This is a genomic window from Helicobacter suis HS1 (genome assembly GCF_026000295.1).
GTDB classification, from domain to species: domain Bacteria; phylum Campylobacterota; class Campylobacteria; order Campylobacterales; family Helicobacteraceae; genus Helicobacter; species Helicobacter suis.
This window is the reverse complement of sequence record NZ_AP026769.1, coordinates 737,269-752,795: the sequence shown is the minus strand read 5'-3', so window position 1 is coordinate 752,795 and position 15,527 is coordinate 737,269. Positions and strand designations below refer to the sequence as shown.

Here is a 15,527-nt window from a genome sequence, read left to right as displayed (position 1 = left end):
TACAAATGCGCGTTTACACACGCAAAGACCAGCTATACGCTGAATACTACACTGAGGAGGGCAAGAGAGTTCGCAAGAGCTTAGGGCTAAAAGATACTGAGAGCAACCGCGCTAAGCTAGATCATCAGCTAGAGGATAGGATCAAAGCTGCACAGGCTAGAAAAAGATTTATTGATCCACTAGAGACTCCCCTTAGCAACCGCGCCGTAAACCCCCTAGCTTTAGCTATGGGGATATAAGGCGCATGTTTGGTCGTTTTTCAAGCAAAGTGTGTATAATATAGTTCTATGCTCATCGCCTACAAGCAGAAACTCTACAATTCAAGCAAGAACAAGCAGATAGACAGACTCTTGCGTCTTTATGGCATTTGCTACAATCATTGTATCGCTTTGCATAAGCGGTATTATAGGCTCTATAAGAAGCACTTGAATTTCTACACTTTGAAAAAGCACATCACCAAGCTAAAGAGAACAGCACGCTTTGCTTTTTTGAAAACTCTAGGCTCTCAAACCTTGCAAGAGCTAGTAGGGAGGATAGACAAGGCTTATAAAAAGTTTTTTAAGAAACAAGGCAGACCGCCTAGATTTAAAAAGGTGGCCAACTATCAGTCTTTCACATTTTCACAATGTGGTTATAAAATCCAAGACAACATTATCTCTTTTAATGGCTATCGCTTTAAGTTTGTCAAAACCTACGACCTTGCAGGCAAACCCAAGACCTTAACCATTAAAAGAGATAATCTAGGCGATTATTTCTTGTGCTTGGTGTGCGAAACAGAGGATAACCTTAAGCCCGCAGGCGGTAACAGCGTGGGGCTTGACTTTGGGTTAAAAACTTTTCTCACATGCTCTAATGGCACACAAATCCCATCGCCTTTATTTTTCTCTAAATTCTTGCCTTTGATCCGTGCTTGCTCTCGCTCCCTATCCAAAAAGAAAAGAGGCAGTCATAACCGCCTAAAGGCTAGGCTAAAACTTGCTAGATTGCACCGCAAAGTCCAAAATCTTAGAAAAGACTTTTTCTACAAGATTGCTAATAGCCTAGCCAAACAATACGCCACTATTTTCATTGAAGATTTGAACCTGAAGGGTATGGTTAAACTTTGGGGGCGCAAGATTAATGATTTGGCTTTTGGTGAGTTTGTGGCTATCTTGGAGAGAAAAACCCAAGTGGTTAAGATTGATAGATTCTATCCCAGCTCTAAAACTTGTTCTAGCTGTGGGGAGGTTAAAGAGGACTTGAGCCTCAAAGATAGAATCTTTAATTGCCCCTCTTGTGGGTTTTCTTTGGATAGAGATTTAAACGCAAGCATTAATATTCATAGAGTGGGGGCATCCACTCTTGGAGGAGAAGCTGTAAGACCCGCCTAGCGGGCAAGCTTTGATGATCCCAGAATCCCCTAGCTTTAGCTATGGGGAGTATGTCAAGTAGTAGTCTGGTTTGTCTGGGTATAAGCCTTCAGGGTGGATTTTTAGGAAGTGTCTTTGTTCTAACTCCTCAAGGGCTTTTAGTATTTCTGTTTGGCTTTCCTCTAGTCTTTCAGCTAGTGTTTCTATGCTGGGGGTTTTTCTAAGGCTGTAGATGTAGGTTAGCACCCCTAAAGCCTTGCAGCTTAGCCCCGCGCTAAATATCTCTAAGGGGATTTCTACTACTGAAGTATCTAAGTTATAGTTGCGCAAGATCATATTTCTACTCCTTCTAAAAATGTTGCTCTGGGTTTGTGTTGTTGTGGAATGTATTTGGCATAAACCTTATAGGTGATCTGTAAGTTCTTATGCCCTAGTGTAGAGCTCACCCATAAGGGCTCTTCGCCTCTTTCTAACATGATGCTAGCAAAGGTATGCCGTGTGCTATAAAGCTTAATGTGTTGGAGCTCTAGGCTTTCAAGTAGTCTAGCCCACTGCTTAGCCATGATCGCTTGTAGTTTAGGATTAGTGCCAAATATGGGGGTATCGTTGTTGATTACATCCATAAATAGGCTAAATTCTTTCAAGCGCTTTTCTATAATGGGTAACATATCTATCACACGGATACTATTAGCTGTTTTAGGGGTGGTTACTTGCCCTAAGCCATTTAAGGCTTTGTTGATGTTGATTGTGTGGTTCTTAAAGTCTATATCTCCCCACTGCAAGGCTAGTATCTCTTCTACTCTCATACCGCTAAAGAAGGCTATGCTTAGGTAGGTCTTTAGGTATGGCTGATCGCATGCTCTTAGTATCTCTAGCACTTGATCTAGGCTAAAGACTTCAATTTTCTTAGGAGCAGGAGCAATTAGGATTTTTTGCTTGTAGTAGGGGGTCTTTTCTAGCTGGCCTCTACTTACACTAAAGTCTAATAAGCTTTTTAGTAGGGTTGTTAAGTGCACAATGCTATTAGTGTTATAGTTGTTCTCAACCAAGCCCTTATAAAAGTTTTTCATATGCTCATGGTTTAGCTTAGCTGTAGGCATGTGTACATCTACATCTAATAACTTCACAATGGCTTTTAGGCGGTTTGCTATGCTGTATTGTGAACTTTGCTTATAGCCAATGTAGCGTTCCTTGAATTCCTCTAGCGTTGTGCTAAGGGGAGTCTCTAGTGGATCAATAAATCTTTTTCTAGCCTGTGCAGCTTTGATCCTATCCTCTAGCTGATGATCTAGCTTAGCGCGGTTGCTCTCAGTATCTTTTAGCCCTAAGCTCTTGCGAACTCTCTTGCCCTCCTCAGTGTAGTATTCAGCGTATAGCTGGTCTTTGCGTGTGTAAACGCGCATTTGTATTTCCTTTGTTCTAAATTTGTTAAAGCTATCAAGTTGCTTAGCTCGTGTCATCATTTTTCCTACCCCCCTTGGGGATTTGATAGGCTCAAATTTGGCCATTTTTTCAAATGGCTTAGGCTATTGCTAGGAGCTTTGATAAGTTCTTAGCTCTCTAGTTTGGGGGGTTTAGGGGGTTGTTGTGGTTGGGGTTGGGTTGGGTTTAGATTGGATAAATACTATCTCTCTATAAGCTATGAGGATAATGAGCCTGAACCTAAACCCACAACTATCAGAAAAGCTGTGGGTTTAGATATGGGTTTAGAGTCTTTAGTCATCGCCAGCAATGGCGTGTTCTACCCATATAAAAAGTTTTTCCAGAGTCTACAAACCAAACTCACTAAAGCGCAAAGGAGATTGTCTAAGAAACTAAAAGGTTCTAATAATAGAAAAAAACAAGCTAAGAAAGTGGCACAAATCCACGCTTCTATCAGGAATAGCAGAGAGGACTACCTACATAAAATCAGTAATGAGATAACCAATCAATACGATTTGATAGCAGTAGAAACCTTGAAAGTTAGGAATTTGGTCAAAAACCACAAACTCGCTAAGAGCATTGCCAATGCCAGCTGGTCTAGGCTCATTAGTCTATTAGAATATAAGGCTGGTTGGAAGGGTAAAACCCTTATCAAAATTGACCAATACTTCCCTAGCTCTCAAATCTGCTCGACCTGTGGGAGCAACACAGGTAAAAAGCCACTGCCTATTAGAAATTTTATCTACCCTTGTTGTCAAACATACCACCACAGAGACCTAAACGCTAGCATCAATATCAGAAACTATGCTTTGGGAATGCTAGATGAGCGACACGCTATCAAGGTAGATAAAACTAGGGTAGGGATTACCCGAAGTTACGCTTGTGGAGATTCCGCTAACGGGGCTGTAACCAAGTATGGCTACATACTGGATACTGCTAGTTATGGATCGTTGAAGCAAGAAGCCCACCCGTCTTTAGCGGGTGGGTGATTCACTATTAGCTAGCCCTTTATTAAACGCCTCTAATTCCTCATCACTCCAAGAAACTTGCAAAGCCCCTAAATTTTCTAAAAGGCGGGATTCTTTGGTGGTACCAAAGAGAGGGACTACAATTTTTTGGGTGTGTAAAATCCATGAGAGGGCTAACTGGGCGGGGGTGATGCCTTTTTGGCTGGCGTGATCTTTGATAAACTCCACTAAAGGGTAATTTTTAGCCATATTTTCAGGATTAAATTTAGGTACGGTGCTTCTAAAATCTGAGCTAGCAAAAGTGGCGTTTTTCTCAAATTTTGCGCCTAAAAACCCCTTGCCCAAAGGTGAAAAGGCCACAAAACCAATGTTATTTTTTTCTAAAAACCCTAAAATCTCCTTTTCAGGTTCACGCCACCACAGCGAATATTCACTTTGTAAAGCACTCAAGGGGCAAACAGCATGCGCCTTTTGAATGCTAGAGAGCCCAGCCTCACTCATTCCCCAAGCTTTGATCTTGCCCTCTTTAATGAAGGTTTGCATCAAATCAGCCACTTCCTCAATGGGTGTATTGGTATCTACGCGGTGTTGGTAGTATAAATCAAGACACTCCACCCCCAGCCGCTTTAAACTCCCCTCAAGGGCGCGTTTAGTGCGATCTAAACTAGAATCTAAAAACATGGTTGCATGTTTATTGTTGGGATCTTTATAGCTAATCCCAAATTTACTAGCAATCACGACTTTATCTCTAAAGGGTTTGATCGCCTCACCTAAAAGTTCCTCATTATCAGCCCCATAAGCCTCTGCCGTATCAAAAAAAATTAAGGCCATGTTCAAAAGCTTGATGGATAAGTTTAATCATTTCTTGTTTATCATGAACTTCACCATAGCTAAAAGGACTCATACCCATAATCCCTAAAGCTAAAGCGCTTACTTTTAAAGAATCTAGTTGTTTTTGTTGCATGTAAACTCCTTATAAAAAATAAAAAGCCCGCCATTGTAAAATTAATTTGAGATATTTGTCAACACACCGCTAAAATTTTAAGGGTTTGATAATTTTAACCGGATTAGCGCCTATAATAGTATTTAAAAGTATCTAGATAGTGTATTCTAAATATAGCTAATCTCACAAAAAGGACGCATAATGAGCGGAGTTTATGATCAAATCTATCAAGAGTCTATCAAAAACCCAGAGGCCTTTTGGGCTGAGGCTGCAAAAAATGTACATTGGTACAACGAATGGGATAGGGTGCTTGATGATAGCGATGGGCATTACAAGTGGTTTGTTGGTGGGTGCATGAACACTTGTTATAATGCCCTTGATTTGCATGTGCATAATGGTAGAGGCAATCAACTAGCCTTGATTTATGATTCTCCAGTAACTGATACTAAGAAAAAATACACCTACCTCCAACTAAGAGATCGTGTTGCTAAGGTAGCTGGTATCTTGGCAAATAAAGGCGTAGTAAAAGGAGATAGGGTACTTATTTACATGCCAATGATACCTGAGGCACTCATAGCAATGCTAGCTTGTGCGAGGCTTGGGGCTGTTCATAGCGTAGTCTTTGGTGGTTTTGCAGCACATGAATTAGCTGTTAGAATAGATGATGCTAAGCCTAGAGTAGTTATAAGTGCTAGCTGTGGTATAGGGGTTAGTAGTATCATAGAATACAAACCTGTTTTAGATGAGGCTATTAAAAAATGCTCTGCTAAGCCAACCACTTGTTTAATTTACCAGCGCCCACAATCAAGAGCTAACATGCTCCCTTGGCGTGATATAGATTGGGAGGTTGAAGAGGAAAAAGCAAGGGGCGTAGAACCTGTACCTGTTTTAGCCACCGATCCGCTTTATATCCTTTATACTTCGGGTACTACAGGCCAGCCAAAGGGTGTTATCCGGTCAAATGGCGGGCATTCAGTAGCGATGAAATGGTCTATGGATAATATTTACAATGTAAAGGCTGGAGATGTGTTTTTTACAGCCTCTGATGTGGGCTGGGTTGTTGGGCATTCTTATATCGTTTATGCGCCGCTCATGAGTGCTTGCACAACTATTATTTATGAAGGAAAGCCTGTAAGAACTCCCAACCCTTCATCTTTTTGGCGTATCATAGAGGAATATAAAGTAAATGTGCTTTTCTCAGCCCCAACAGCCTTTAGAGCTATCAAAAGAGAAGATCCAGAAGGTAAATGGATCAAGAAGTTTAAACTAGATAGCTTAAGAGCTATTTTTGTAGCAGGTGAGAGATGTGATAGCTCTACGCTTGGGTGGATAGCAAGGCTAACTAATAAACCGGTTATTGATCACTGGTGGCAAACAGAAACAGGTTGGGCTATAGCTGCAAATCCTCTTGGGCTTGAGTTGATTAAAATCAAGCCCGGAAGCCCTACAAAGCCAATGCCCGGTTTTAATCTAAAAGTACTTGATGAAAATGGCCAAGAGTTACAAGCCGGTCAAAAAGGCATTTTATGCCTTAAGCTACCTTTGCCTCCTGCTTGCTTAATGGGGATTTGGGAAAATGATGAGGCTTATCATAGAGGCTATTTAGATAGGTTTCCGGGATATTATCTAACAGGAGATACCGGCTATATAGATGAAGATGGGTATGTGTATGTGCTAGGTAGAATGGATGGGATCATTAATGTAGCCGGGCATAGATTATCAACAGGGGAGATGGAAGAAATCATTGCAAAACATCCAGATGTTGCAGAATGTGCTGTTATAGGTGTAAATGATACATTAAAGGGTGAGTTGCCAATGGGTTTTATTGTGCTAAAAGAGGGCATAGAAAGAGATCATGCTGGGGTGGTTGGGGGGGGGTTTGTGCCCTTGTGCGCCAAGAAATAGGGGCTGTGGCTTCTTTTGAGATAGCAACTATAGTGAGTGCTTTACCCAAAACAAGAAGTGGTAAGATACTGCGCAAAAACCTAAGAGAATTAGCAGACGGCCTTCCTCTTAATATCCCAGTAACAATAGAAGATGCAAGTGTTTTAAGGCTTTGTGAAAAAGCCATTAATGCTCTAGGTTATCCAAAAGGGAAAAAGGCAAAATAATGAGTGCAGGAAAGAAATTTAAAAACTTAGTAAAAGAAAATAAACCCCTAGCAATAGTGGGCGTTATTAATGCTTACAGCGCCCTGCAAGCTAGCAGAATAGGCCATAAGGCTCTTTATTTATCCGGTAGCGGCGTGGCAAGCGCTAGTTATGGTTTGGCTGATCTTGGCATTATAGGCCTTGAGGAGGTTTGCATAGATGTTAGGCGCATTAGCTCAAGGGTGGATACACCTTTGTTAGTAGATGCAGATACGGGTTTTGGGGGGGCTTTTAATATCGCTAGAACTGTTAAAGAGTTAAGTAGAGCCGGAGTTGCGGCTATGCATATAGAAGATCAGGTATCTCAAAAAAGATGTGGACACCGCCCTAATAAAGAGCTTGTTAGCATACAAGAGATGTGTGATCGCATTAAAGCAGCCCTAGATGCTAAGTTAGATCCTGATTTTGTGATCATGGCAAGAACAGATGCTTATAGCATAGAAGGGCTTGATCGCGCTATTGAAAGGTCTTTGGCCTATGTTGAAGCTGGGGCTGAAATGTTATTTGCTGAGGCTGTTAGTAAGTTAGAAGATTATGAGGCTTTTAGCAAGAGTGTTAAAGTGCCTGTTTTGGCTAACATCACTGAATTTGGAAAAACACCTTATTTTAGCCAAGAGGAACTCAAAAAGGCAGGTATTGCTATGGTGCTTTATCCACTTAGTGCTAACCGCGCTATGAACAAGGCAGCTTTTGAGGTGTATACAAGCATATTAAAACATGGCCATCAAAGAGAAGTGTTAAAACTTATGGAAACAAGAGAGGAGCTTTATGAAATGCTAGATTATTATGCTTATGAGCAAAAATTAGATGCTTTATTTAAAAAGGGCAAAAAATGAGTGAGAAAAAACAAGGCGGTTTAGCCGGTGTGATAGCTGGAGAGAGTGCGATTTGTACATGCGGGCTTGGCAATGGCCTTAATTATTACGGCTATGCTATTGAAGATCTAGCTAGGTATGCTACATTTGAAGAGGTGGCTTATTTGTTACAATTTGGTGTTTTGCCAACAGAGGAGCAGTTGCATGCATTTAAGCAAAAAATCATCGCTCAAAGAGCTCTAAGTGAGCCACTAAAGGCCATTTTAAGGGCTATGCCTAAAAACGCACATCCCATGAATGTCATGCAAACCGCAGTTGCAGCCCTAGGTGCTTTAGAAAGTGAAAGAGAGGATTTTACAGATCAAGATGAAAAGATTATTAGACTTTTAGCCATTTTGCCAAGCATACTTTGTTATTATCACCACTACACACACTCTAAAAAAGAGATAGATTTTAATTCAAAGCAAGATAGCATCGCTGGGTATTTTTTAGAAAAATTAAAGCTTAAAGAACCCAAGCAAGATTTTATTAAAACCATGCAGTGCTCTTTGATACTGTATGCAGAGCATGAATTTAACGCCTCCACTTTTACAGCTAGGGTTTGTGCCTCTACTAAGAGTGATATTTTTAGTGCCGTTTGTGCTGCTATAGGGTCTTTAAGAGGGCCTTTACACGGCGGAGCAAATGAGGCAACTATGTATTTGATTTCTAGTTTTAAAAGTGTAGATGAGGCTATTGAAGGCGTTTTAGAAAAATTAGCCAACAAAGAGCTTTTAATGGGCTTTGGGCATCGTATTTATGGGCTTGGTGGAGATCCGCGCAGTGCTTTAATTAAAGAACATAGCAAGTATTTAGGGGGCGATAGCTTGCTTTTTAAAATCAGTGAGGCTATAGAAAATTTAATGAAGCAAAAGCGCCCAACCCTCCCGCCTAATGCAGATTTTTACAGCGCTTCTGCTTATCATTTTATGGGCATACCCACACCTTATTTTACGCCTATTTTTATTATGAGTAGGGTTAGTGGCTGGTGTGCGCACATTAAAGAACAAAGAGCCAATAACAAACTTATACGGCCAAGTAGCAAATATATAGGCGTAGAGCCAAGAGCCTTTATTAAAATACAAGATAGGAAAAACAAGTGAGTGATATGGGTATTTTAGATGCGAAGCGTCCGGAGTTTGATGATCTAATTATTAAGATAGCAAAATATGTAGATACATATGAGATAACAAGTAAGCTTGCCATGCAAACAGCTAGATATTGTTTGATGGATACTTTGGGTTGTGGGCTTTTGGCCTTAAAATATCCTGCTTGTACTAAGCTTTTAGGGCCTAGCGTTGAGGGGGCTGAGTTTAGACCACTGGGGGCTAAAATTCCGGGTACTTCTTACCAACTAGAGCCAATAAGGGCTGCTTTCAATATAGGTACTATGATAAGATGGCTTGATTTTAATGATACTTGGTTAGCAGCTGAGTGGGGGCATCCTAGCGATAATCTAGGCGCTATCTTTGCTTTAGCTGATTATTTAAGCCGTAAAAATCTAGCGAGTAACAAAGAGCCTTTAAAAGTTTCTTGTGTCTTAAAAGCCATGATAAAGGCGCATGAAATACAAGGTATTTTAGCCCTTGATAATTGTTTTAATAAGGTTGGTTTAGATCATGTTTTATTAGTCAGGGTAGCAAGTAGCGCTGTAGCTGCTAAGCTTTTAGAATGTAGTTTTGATGAAATTTTAAGCGCTATTTCGCATGCCTTCATAGATGGAGGCGCTTTAAGAACTTATCGCCATGCGCCAAATACAGGTAGCAGAAAAAGCTGGGCAGCTGGCGATGCTTCTAGCCGTGGTGTGGATTTAGCCCTAAAGGCTAAAAGCGGTGAAATGGGTTGTCCTTCCGTGCTTAGCGCTAAGTTTTGGGGTTATGAGGCTGTGAAAATGAGGGGTAAAAAACTCACCTTAGAGCAAGATTTTAAAAGTTATGTTATGGAAAATGTGCTTTTTAAAATCTCTTTTCCAGCTGAATTTCATGCCCAAACAGCGGTTGAGGCTGCTTTAATCTTGCATGATGAGATCAAACACCGCTTAGATGAAATTGAAAAAATTATCATCACAACTCAAGAATCAGCCCACCGCATCATTAATAAAACAGGTCCTCTATCCAATCCAGCAGATAGAGATCACTGCATACAATACATGGTTGCTATAGCTTTGATCTTTGGGCGTTTAGTGGCTGATGATTATGAGGATATGGTGGCTAAAGATGCGCGCATTGATGCACTTAGAGCTAAGATGATTATAGAAGTAGAGGAAAGATATAACAAAGACTATTTAGATAGGGATAAAAGAAGTATCGCCAATGCCTTGCAGGTCTTTTTTAAAGACGGCACGCATAGCAAAAAGATAGAGGTGGAATATCCAATAGGCCATAAAAGAAGAAGAGATGAGGGCATACCCTTATTAGTTTCAAAGTTTAAAGCCAATCTAGCCACCCGCTTAGATCCAAAGAGATGTAAGATTATCTTAAATCTCTTCGAAGATAAAGAAGCCTTAGAAGAGATGTATTTTAATGAATTTAGCGACTTATTTTGGCTTGGGTAAAGGCTAACACAAATAATATTTTTTGTTAGCCTAAAAATCTCTGTTGGTTTTATCCTATTATTGGACGGGGCGGCATGTAGATGGACTGCTCTTGTATATGTAAATTCGTTTAACCTTGATACGCGGGAGTTTATGATATCTATGGGGTTTGTGGAGTTTAGGGCGTATAATATACTAGTAACCTAAAGCGCGATGCATGAATAATTTTTCATAGGTCATGAAAAACCCGATGTCTTTGGCATTTATATCAAGCCCAAGATCAAGGTAGTCAGACTGCCAATTAATCTCATGTGGCACTACGGGAATATCAACCCCCCATTTGATGATATTAGTATTAAACTGCAAACGCAAACCCAAATCTACATCTACATTGTAAGAGGCGCGCCAACTCTCTACTGGCCCGGTTAAAACCCAGTTAGTACTGCCCCCTTGCACACCTGCAAAAATGCCATAAAATACGGGGTTAGAGTTGTTTTTGGGTGTGTTAAAATCAAAAATTAGATTAGCGCCTAAACCTATGGAGACATTTTGCAACGATTTAAAAACACTCAAGTTATTTTTAAAGAGTGGGCTATTCACATAGCCATAACCTAAATCTGAATAGGTGGAGTAACCAAAGTGGTTACTAAAAAAATACTGCCAACCCAATAAAATACCGGCGTTATAACTCATATTCTGAAAAAATCTTTGGGCAGAGTAAATGCTTTGAATCATCGACTCTAAACTAAGGTGCACGGTTTGCATACTAGTAATTTGTGGGCTAAAATTTTGGTAGTTAAACTTCAAATTGGGAGGTGAGGGCTTAGCAGGTGGGTTGCCAAATACTTCTTTTGCGGTAGGGATATGCCCCGCGCTCGTCATATTAATAACACTAAAAGTGGTTCGGTAGACCGCCAATAAATCAGACATGTATTGGGGGCACTGCTCTTGAATCTCTTTAGCCATTTGTTTAAACCAGTTTGTCACCGCGATGAGTTGATCAAAATTTGTATTGTATAAAGTAGAATCAATGGCCTCTAGCAAATCGCCAAGATAAGTTTGTCCTCCTGTTTGCAATCCTTGTTTTAACGTACCGGCCACAGCAAGCGCGTTATTAATACCCTCATTGCTATATTGGTTATATTGGTTAGTCAGACTCTGATCAAGACTAGTCATAGTCTTTAAATCACTGATAATACTTTGTACACTTGTTGCAACACTACTTGCACTAGAAGCGCTATTAATGTTTGGGACTAGAGAATTTCTGTCGTTGGTGTAGTTTTTAATATTTGTATTGTAGTTGCTAAGTATATTCTGGTAGTCTGCTTTGTCCTGATTATAGGTGGCTTTAGAGTTACTAAGCTGGTTGTTGTAGCTATTTACCTCTGAGATAAGCTGTTTGCCTAAATTCTTAATTTGGCTTAGTAGCTGGTTATAAGTAGAAAGAACTTTTTGGTTTTGTTTGCTTTTAGGATAGAGATTTAGATTACTCGCAAGACGCGCAATATCATTACTGATTTCTTGTTCTGGCGCGCCTAGATCACTAATACTAGAAGGATTTAAGGGAGTTAAATCACTGATATTTTGGGATTTTGTTTTAGTTGCACTGATAAGATTTTGTAAGTTTTGTAGTTATATCCTGCTTGTACTAAGCTTTTAGGGCCTAGCGTTGGTCAAATTTGTAATTAAGGAAGAATAACCGCTTGGCTCTCCATTAATTAATCCACAATTTGGGCATGGCTGCTTTCAATATAGGTACTATGATAAGATGGCTTGATTTTAATGATACTTGGTTAGCAGCTGAGTGGGGGCATCCTAGCGATAATCTAGGCGCTATCTTTGCTTTAGCTGATTATTTAAGCCGTAAAAATCTAGCGAGTAACAAAGAGCCTTTAAAAGTTTCTTGTGTCTTAAAAGCCATGATAAAGGCGCATGAAATACAAGGTATTTTAGCCCTTGATAATTGTTTTAATAAGGTTGGTTTAGATCATGTTTTATTAGTCAGGGTAGCAAGTAGCGCTGTAGCTGCTAAGCTTTTAGAATGTAGTTTTGATGAACTAAGGGTCTAATAATTTTAGCTGGAACACCGCCTACAATCACATTAGGCGGTACATCTTTAGTTACAACAGAACCCGCTGCTACAATGGAATTTTCCCCAATCGTAACACCCGGGCACACGGTTACATTAATACCAATCCAGACGCGCTCTTTAATTACAATCCCCTTAGAAATAGTAACTTGCCGTTTATAGGGATTAAAATCATGGTTAGTGGTGGTTAAACACACCCTAGGGGCAATCCAAACCCCGTCTGCTATACTGATCCCTCCCCTATCCATAAAAATACAACACGGACCGATGAAACAACTTTTCCCAAAGCTAATATTGTGCCCAAAATCTGTATAAAAGGGGAGCATAATCCAATTACTCGCATTAAAGGGTTTACCTGTTATCTCGCTCATCAACTCCTCTATTTGCTTATCGTTTAAGGATTCCGTGTTAAGCCTATGGATAAGTCTTTGGGTGTTCTTGAGCACCTTAAGAATTTTGGGAAATTCAGGATCAGCCATATCTGTCGGCTCACCGGCTAACTCTCTTTCAAAAATATCTTTCATGGTTTTCCTCTCACTAAATTATGTTTGAAAAACGAAACTATTTATCAAAGGGAATCTTATCTACCCTATCGTATAAATCTACATGCCCGGCTCCTTTGACATAATAAAGCTCTTTGGGCTCTGCAGCCTTCTTATAAGCAGACTCGCTAAATTCTTTAGAATGGGCTTGATCGCCTGTGATAAAAGATAGCGGACGGGGGAGATCCAATCCAAATTTTCAAAGGGATAAAAGTTTAAGAATTTAACAATCCCTGTAAGAGTTGGCATGGTTGTTTTGTGGGTGCGCCCTTTGGTGTGTATTCGCCCCTTTGTGTGCGGTAAAAACCATAGAATTCTTTTTCTATTGGTGTGGAATTTTTGGTAATTTTTAAGGGAGTACCTAGCACATATTCTTTCTAAAAAATCCGCCTCTATGCTCTCTATTATCTGTTTTTTATAGCGCGCAATCTTACTCTCTAAAATCCCTTCCCACTTCTGTAAGATAAATTGGTGCAACGCTTGGCTCTGCTCTTGTTTAGAGGACATGCCCTTATTTTTAATCCTAAAGCCCTTATTTTTAATCTTAAAAGAGGAGCTATTTAACTGCCTTTGTTGCTCCTTAATAAAGCTTAAATCCTCCTTAGGGTTAAATTTGCTAAAAGCCTCTGTAGTTTTTTCTACTAGCTCAGCCTCTTGCTTAGCATAACTGCGCTCTATATAAGCCCCCCTCTCTACTCTAAAGGGGTGATTTTTAAGCGCTTGCTTGATTTGCTCCTCTTTTTCTAGCTTTGCTTGCTCAAACGCGTTAGCGATCTCTTTGTCTTTTAATAGATCGCGGTAGGTTTCTTCTAAATTCATTTTTTGCTCTCTTTAGACTTCTGCCACGCTAACTACAGCCTGCCAAAGATTGTACGCAGTATCAATAATGCCCCTAACGACAATAGGATCATTACCATTACCATAATAGTTATAATTACGAGGCAAAATACCAATCTCTATCGCTTTTTGCAAATAGAGTTGGCAATACTGGTTCGTATCCATCTTGTTATTGCTGGTTAACTTAAATGACTCTGTTAGCAATTTGGCAAAATCCCGGCTAATCTCCTTAGCATCGGAGTATTGTTTACCATGTCTCTCTTGCAAGTTTTTTACAAAAGGTGCAAGTAATTTTTCAGAGCTAAGCAGATCCAAACAAGCCTCTTGTAAATTCTTCTCTACCATCTCTTTGCTTTTACTACCCTGTGCAAGCTCAGCTAAACTTACGCTTACTTTATCTACAAATGCCTTTCTCTGCACCTGTTCCACATTTTGAATTTGGGGTATTGTCTCCAACTTCTGCTTGAATTTATCAACTAAAGTGATATCTATCTTTTTTGGCGCTTTTTTAGTAAACACCGCCTTTGGATCATGCAGTATTTCTTCAAGTTTTAATTGTAAAACCCTTGCCTGCTCTAGTACTTCTTGCACCCATAAGAAGGCGATTTTATGATCGTTAATTGATAAAAACACATTGGCTTTTTCTCCTCTCTCTTGGATTGCCTTTTTTAAAGCTTTAATTTGTTCTTGTACCTTAGAATCTAACCTTAGCCAGCCTTCTTCAAATTCTTCGCGGCTCTTTTCCTTATGCAAAAACTCTAAGTAGTTAAACTCCTCCTCTATTTTTTCTAGTACTCCTAAACTTACATGCGTACTCTGCTTTAAACATTGGCGCAAAATCGCATCAATTAATGGGATTTGTTGTTCGTGATCCCATAAACAATGCCTTAAAAGCACTAAATCCTCTACCTCTACCTCTTTTTGATCGCTAAGTAAAGCGCTGACTCTTAAAAGCTCGCCACATTGCTTAAAACGCCTATCAGAAACATAGGGGATTAAATCTTGATCTTGATTTTGATCTTTTTGCTCTGTTTCTGCATTCTCTGTAATTCCTAGATAAGAGGCGATGAGCTGGGGGTTATCTTTAAGTTTTTCTAAAGTGCCTCTAATTTCTAAAAGGGTGTTTAGGGCTTTTGGAGAAAAACAAATTGTTTTAGCCTCTTTTTGGATCTTTTCTAAATCCTCTTTTAAAAATTGATCCTCTGGAGGGCTAAAATCTTCTTCTTGTTCAATCAAGCGGATAAAATTTTGCGCAGATTGCAAGGGTTTTACAAAATAGCGCACCAAACACCTATCATAAAGGGCTTCTAAACCTTGATTTTTGGGAGGAAATTCATTGCTCGCACACACCACGCCTTTAAGTGGGACTTTTTCATCTTTGCCCCCATTTCTAAAAAGCCTTTCATTTAAGATCGTTAAAAGGGTGTTAAGAATAGCCGGCGAACTTTTCCAGATTTCATCTAAAAAAGCAAAGTGGGCTTTGGGCAAGTAGCCTTCTGTATTCCTCACTAAATTATTTTTCTTTAGCTCGCCTATATCTATAGGCCCAAAAATATCCTCAGGCGTGCTAAAGCGATGCATTAAAGCTGCAAAGAAATGAGTAGCTCCAAAGGCGGTGCTTACCCTGCGTACTAACAAAGATTTAGCCGTACCCGGAGGTCCATAAAGAAAGATCGTTTTACCCGAAAACATCGTTAAAAGCATAAGAGAGGCGCACTCCTCGCGTTCTAATAAACCTTTTTGTACATGCGCTAATAGACTCTGTACTCTTTTTCTATACACAATCTTACACATAAAAAACTCCACTCTAAATTTTTCTTAATAGAAGTGGCATTATAAG

11 protein-coding genes and 4 pseudogenes are annotated in these 15,527 nt (G+C 39.8%); 8 read left to right on the top strand and 7 right to left on the bottom strand.

Going from position 1 to position 15,527, the window contains the following annotated elements; translation table 11 throughout:
• Positions 1–5 precede the first annotated feature (5 nt).
• On the top strand, positions 6–239 hold the full coding sequence (locus tag OO773_RS04145; RefSeq protein ID WP_143433504.1) for a hypothetical protein: 234 nt from the start codon (positions 6–8) through the stop codon (positions 237–239).
• A gap of 48 nt (positions 240–287) precedes the next feature.
• A complete protein-coding gene (locus OO773_RS04140) occupies positions 288–1,370 on the top strand; it encodes an RNA-guided endonuclease InsQ/TnpB family protein (RefSeq protein ID WP_143433456.1) in 1,083 nt (360 codons plus the stop codon).
• Between the two features lie 39 nt (positions 1,371–1,409).
• On the opposite strand, the gene OO773_RS04135 is transcribed toward OO773_RS04140, so the two are convergent.
• Positions 1,410–1,685, bottom strand: a complete 276-nt coding sequence (locus OO773_RS04135; protein ID WP_073117148.1) for a helix-turn-helix domain-containing protein — start codon at positions 1,683–1,685, stop codon at positions 1,410–1,412.
• Positions 1,682–2,752 (bottom strand): site-specific integrase, encoded by a 1,071-nt coding sequence (locus OO773_RS04130; protein ID WP_264828710.1) that lies wholly within the window; start codon positions 2,750–2,752, stop codon positions 1,682–1,684. The genes OO773_RS04135 and OO773_RS04130 overlap by 4 nt, the downstream gene beginning before the upstream one ends.
• 213 nt (positions 2,753–2,965) lie before the next feature.
• Here OO773_RS04130 and OO773_RS04125 point away from each other — a divergent pair.
• Positions 2,966–3,760 (top strand): annotated as a pseudogene (locus OO773_RS04125) (RNA-guided endonuclease TnpB family protein); the annotation flags it as partial.
• Here the strand turns inward: OO773_RS04125 and OO773_RS04120 are convergent.
• Positions 3,746–4,703 (bottom strand): annotated as a pseudogene (locus OO773_RS04120) (aldo/keto reductase). The pseudogenes OO773_RS04125 and OO773_RS04120 overlap by 15 nt on opposite strands.
• 180 nt (positions 4,704–4,883) lie before the next feature.
• Between OO773_RS04120 and OO773_RS04115 the strand changes: the two are divergent.
• The 4 genes and pseudogenes from OO773_RS04115 to prpD all read left to right on the top strand — a co-directional run bounded on the left by OO773_RS04115 (position 4,884) and on the right by prpD (position 10,240).
• Positions 4,884–6,793, top strand: a pseudogene (locus OO773_RS04115) (propionyl-CoA synthetase).
• Positions 6,793–7,668, top strand: coding sequence for a methylisocitrate lyase (gene prpB / locus OO773_RS04110; RefSeq protein WP_034376519.1), 876 nt, complete (start codon positions 6,793–6,795; stop codon positions 7,666–7,668). Before OO773_RS04115 ends, prpB begins: the two are co-directional and overlap by 1 nt.
• Positions 7,665–8,789, top strand: coding sequence for a citrate/2-methylcitrate synthase (locus OO773_RS04105; RefSeq protein ID WP_034376522.1), 1,125 nt, complete (start codon positions 7,665–7,667; stop codon positions 8,787–8,789). The genes prpB and OO773_RS04105 overlap by 4 nt, the downstream gene beginning before the upstream one ends.
• On the top strand, positions 8,786–10,240 hold the full coding sequence (gene prpD / locus OO773_RS04100; RefSeq protein ID WP_199764036.1) for a 2-methylcitrate dehydratase: 1,455 nt from the start codon (positions 8,786–8,788) through the stop codon (positions 10,238–10,240). The genes OO773_RS04105 and prpD overlap by 4 nt, the downstream gene beginning before the upstream one ends.
• A gap of 174 nt (positions 10,241–10,414) precedes the next feature.
• On the opposite strand, the gene OO773_RS04095 is transcribed toward prpD, so the two are convergent.
• Positions 10,415–11,395 carry an outer membrane protein gene (locus OO773_RS04095; RefSeq protein WP_264828708.1) on the bottom strand — a complete coding sequence of 327 codons (981 nt, stop codon included), beginning with the start codon at positions 11,393–11,395 and terminating at the stop codon, positions 10,415–10,417.
• Between the two features lie 560 nt (positions 11,396–11,955).
• Here OO773_RS04095 and OO773_RS04090 point away from each other — a divergent pair.
• Positions 11,956–12,282: pseudogene (locus OO773_RS04090) on the top strand (MmgE/PrpD family protein); the annotation flags it as partial.
• Here OO773_RS04090 and OO773_RS04085 read toward each other — a convergent pair.
• From OO773_RS04085 to OO773_RS04075, 3 genes are all read right to left on the bottom strand, one after another.
• On the bottom strand, positions 12,248–12,832 hold the full coding sequence (locus OO773_RS04085) for a DapH/DapD/GlmU-related protein (RefSeq protein ID WP_264828707.1): 585 nt from the start codon (positions 12,830–12,832) through the stop codon (positions 12,248–12,250). The pseudogene OO773_RS04090 and the gene OO773_RS04085 sit on opposite strands and share 35 nt — an antisense overlap.
• A 78-nt stretch (positions 12,833–12,910) precedes the next feature.
• Complete coding sequence (locus OO773_RS04080; RefSeq protein WP_040499095.1) at positions 12,911–13,669, bottom strand: hypothetical protein; 759 nt, start codon at positions 13,667–13,669, stop codon at positions 12,911–12,913.
• Positions 13,670–13,681: 12 nt separating this feature from the next.
• Positions 13,682–15,481, bottom strand: coding sequence for an AAA family ATPase (locus tag OO773_RS04075; RefSeq protein ID WP_233424236.1), 1,800 nt, complete (start codon positions 15,479–15,481; stop codon positions 13,682–13,684).
• Between the last annotated feature and the right edge of the window lie 46 nt (positions 15,482–15,527).

Bases quoted from the DNA above. Each gene is read 5' to 3' on its own strand.
- prpB (WP_034376519.1), top strand. From the start codon at position 6,793: ATGAGTGCAGGAAAGAAATTTAAAAACTTAGTAAAAGAAAATAAACCC.
- OO773_RS04075 (WP_233424236.1), bottom strand. From the start codon at position 15,481: ATGTGTAAGATTGTGTATAGAAAAAGAGTACAGAGTCTATTAGCGCAT.
- OO773_RS04085 (WP_264828707.1), bottom strand. From the start codon at position 12,832: ATGAAAGATATTTTTGAAAGAGAGTTAGCCGGTGAGCCGACAGATATG.
- OO773_RS04135 (WP_073117148.1), bottom strand. From the start codon at position 1,685: ATGATCTTGCGCAACTATAACTTAGATACTTCAGTAGTAGAAATCCCC.
- OO773_RS04145 (WP_143433504.1), top strand. From the start codon at position 6: ATGCGCGTTTACACACGCAAAGACCAGCTATACGCTGAATACTACACT.
- OO773_RS04080 (WP_040499095.1), bottom strand. From the start codon at position 13,669: ATGAATTTAGAAGAAACCTACCGCGATCTATTAAAAGACAAAGAGATC.
- OO773_RS04130 (WP_264828710.1), bottom strand. From the start codon at position 2,752: ATGCGCGTTTACACACGCAAAGACCAGCTATACGCTGAATACTACACT.
- OO773_RS04140 (WP_143433456.1), top strand. From the start codon at position 288: ATGCTCATCGCCTACAAGCAGAAACTCTACAATTCAAGCAAGAACAAG.
- OO773_RS04105 (WP_034376522.1), top strand. From the start codon at position 7,665: ATGAGTGAGAAAAAACAAGGCGGTTTAGCCGGTGTGATAGCTGGAGAG.
- OO773_RS04095 (WP_264828708.1), bottom strand. From the start codon at position 11,395: ATGACTAGTCTTGATCAGAGTCTGACTAACCAATATAACCAATATAGC.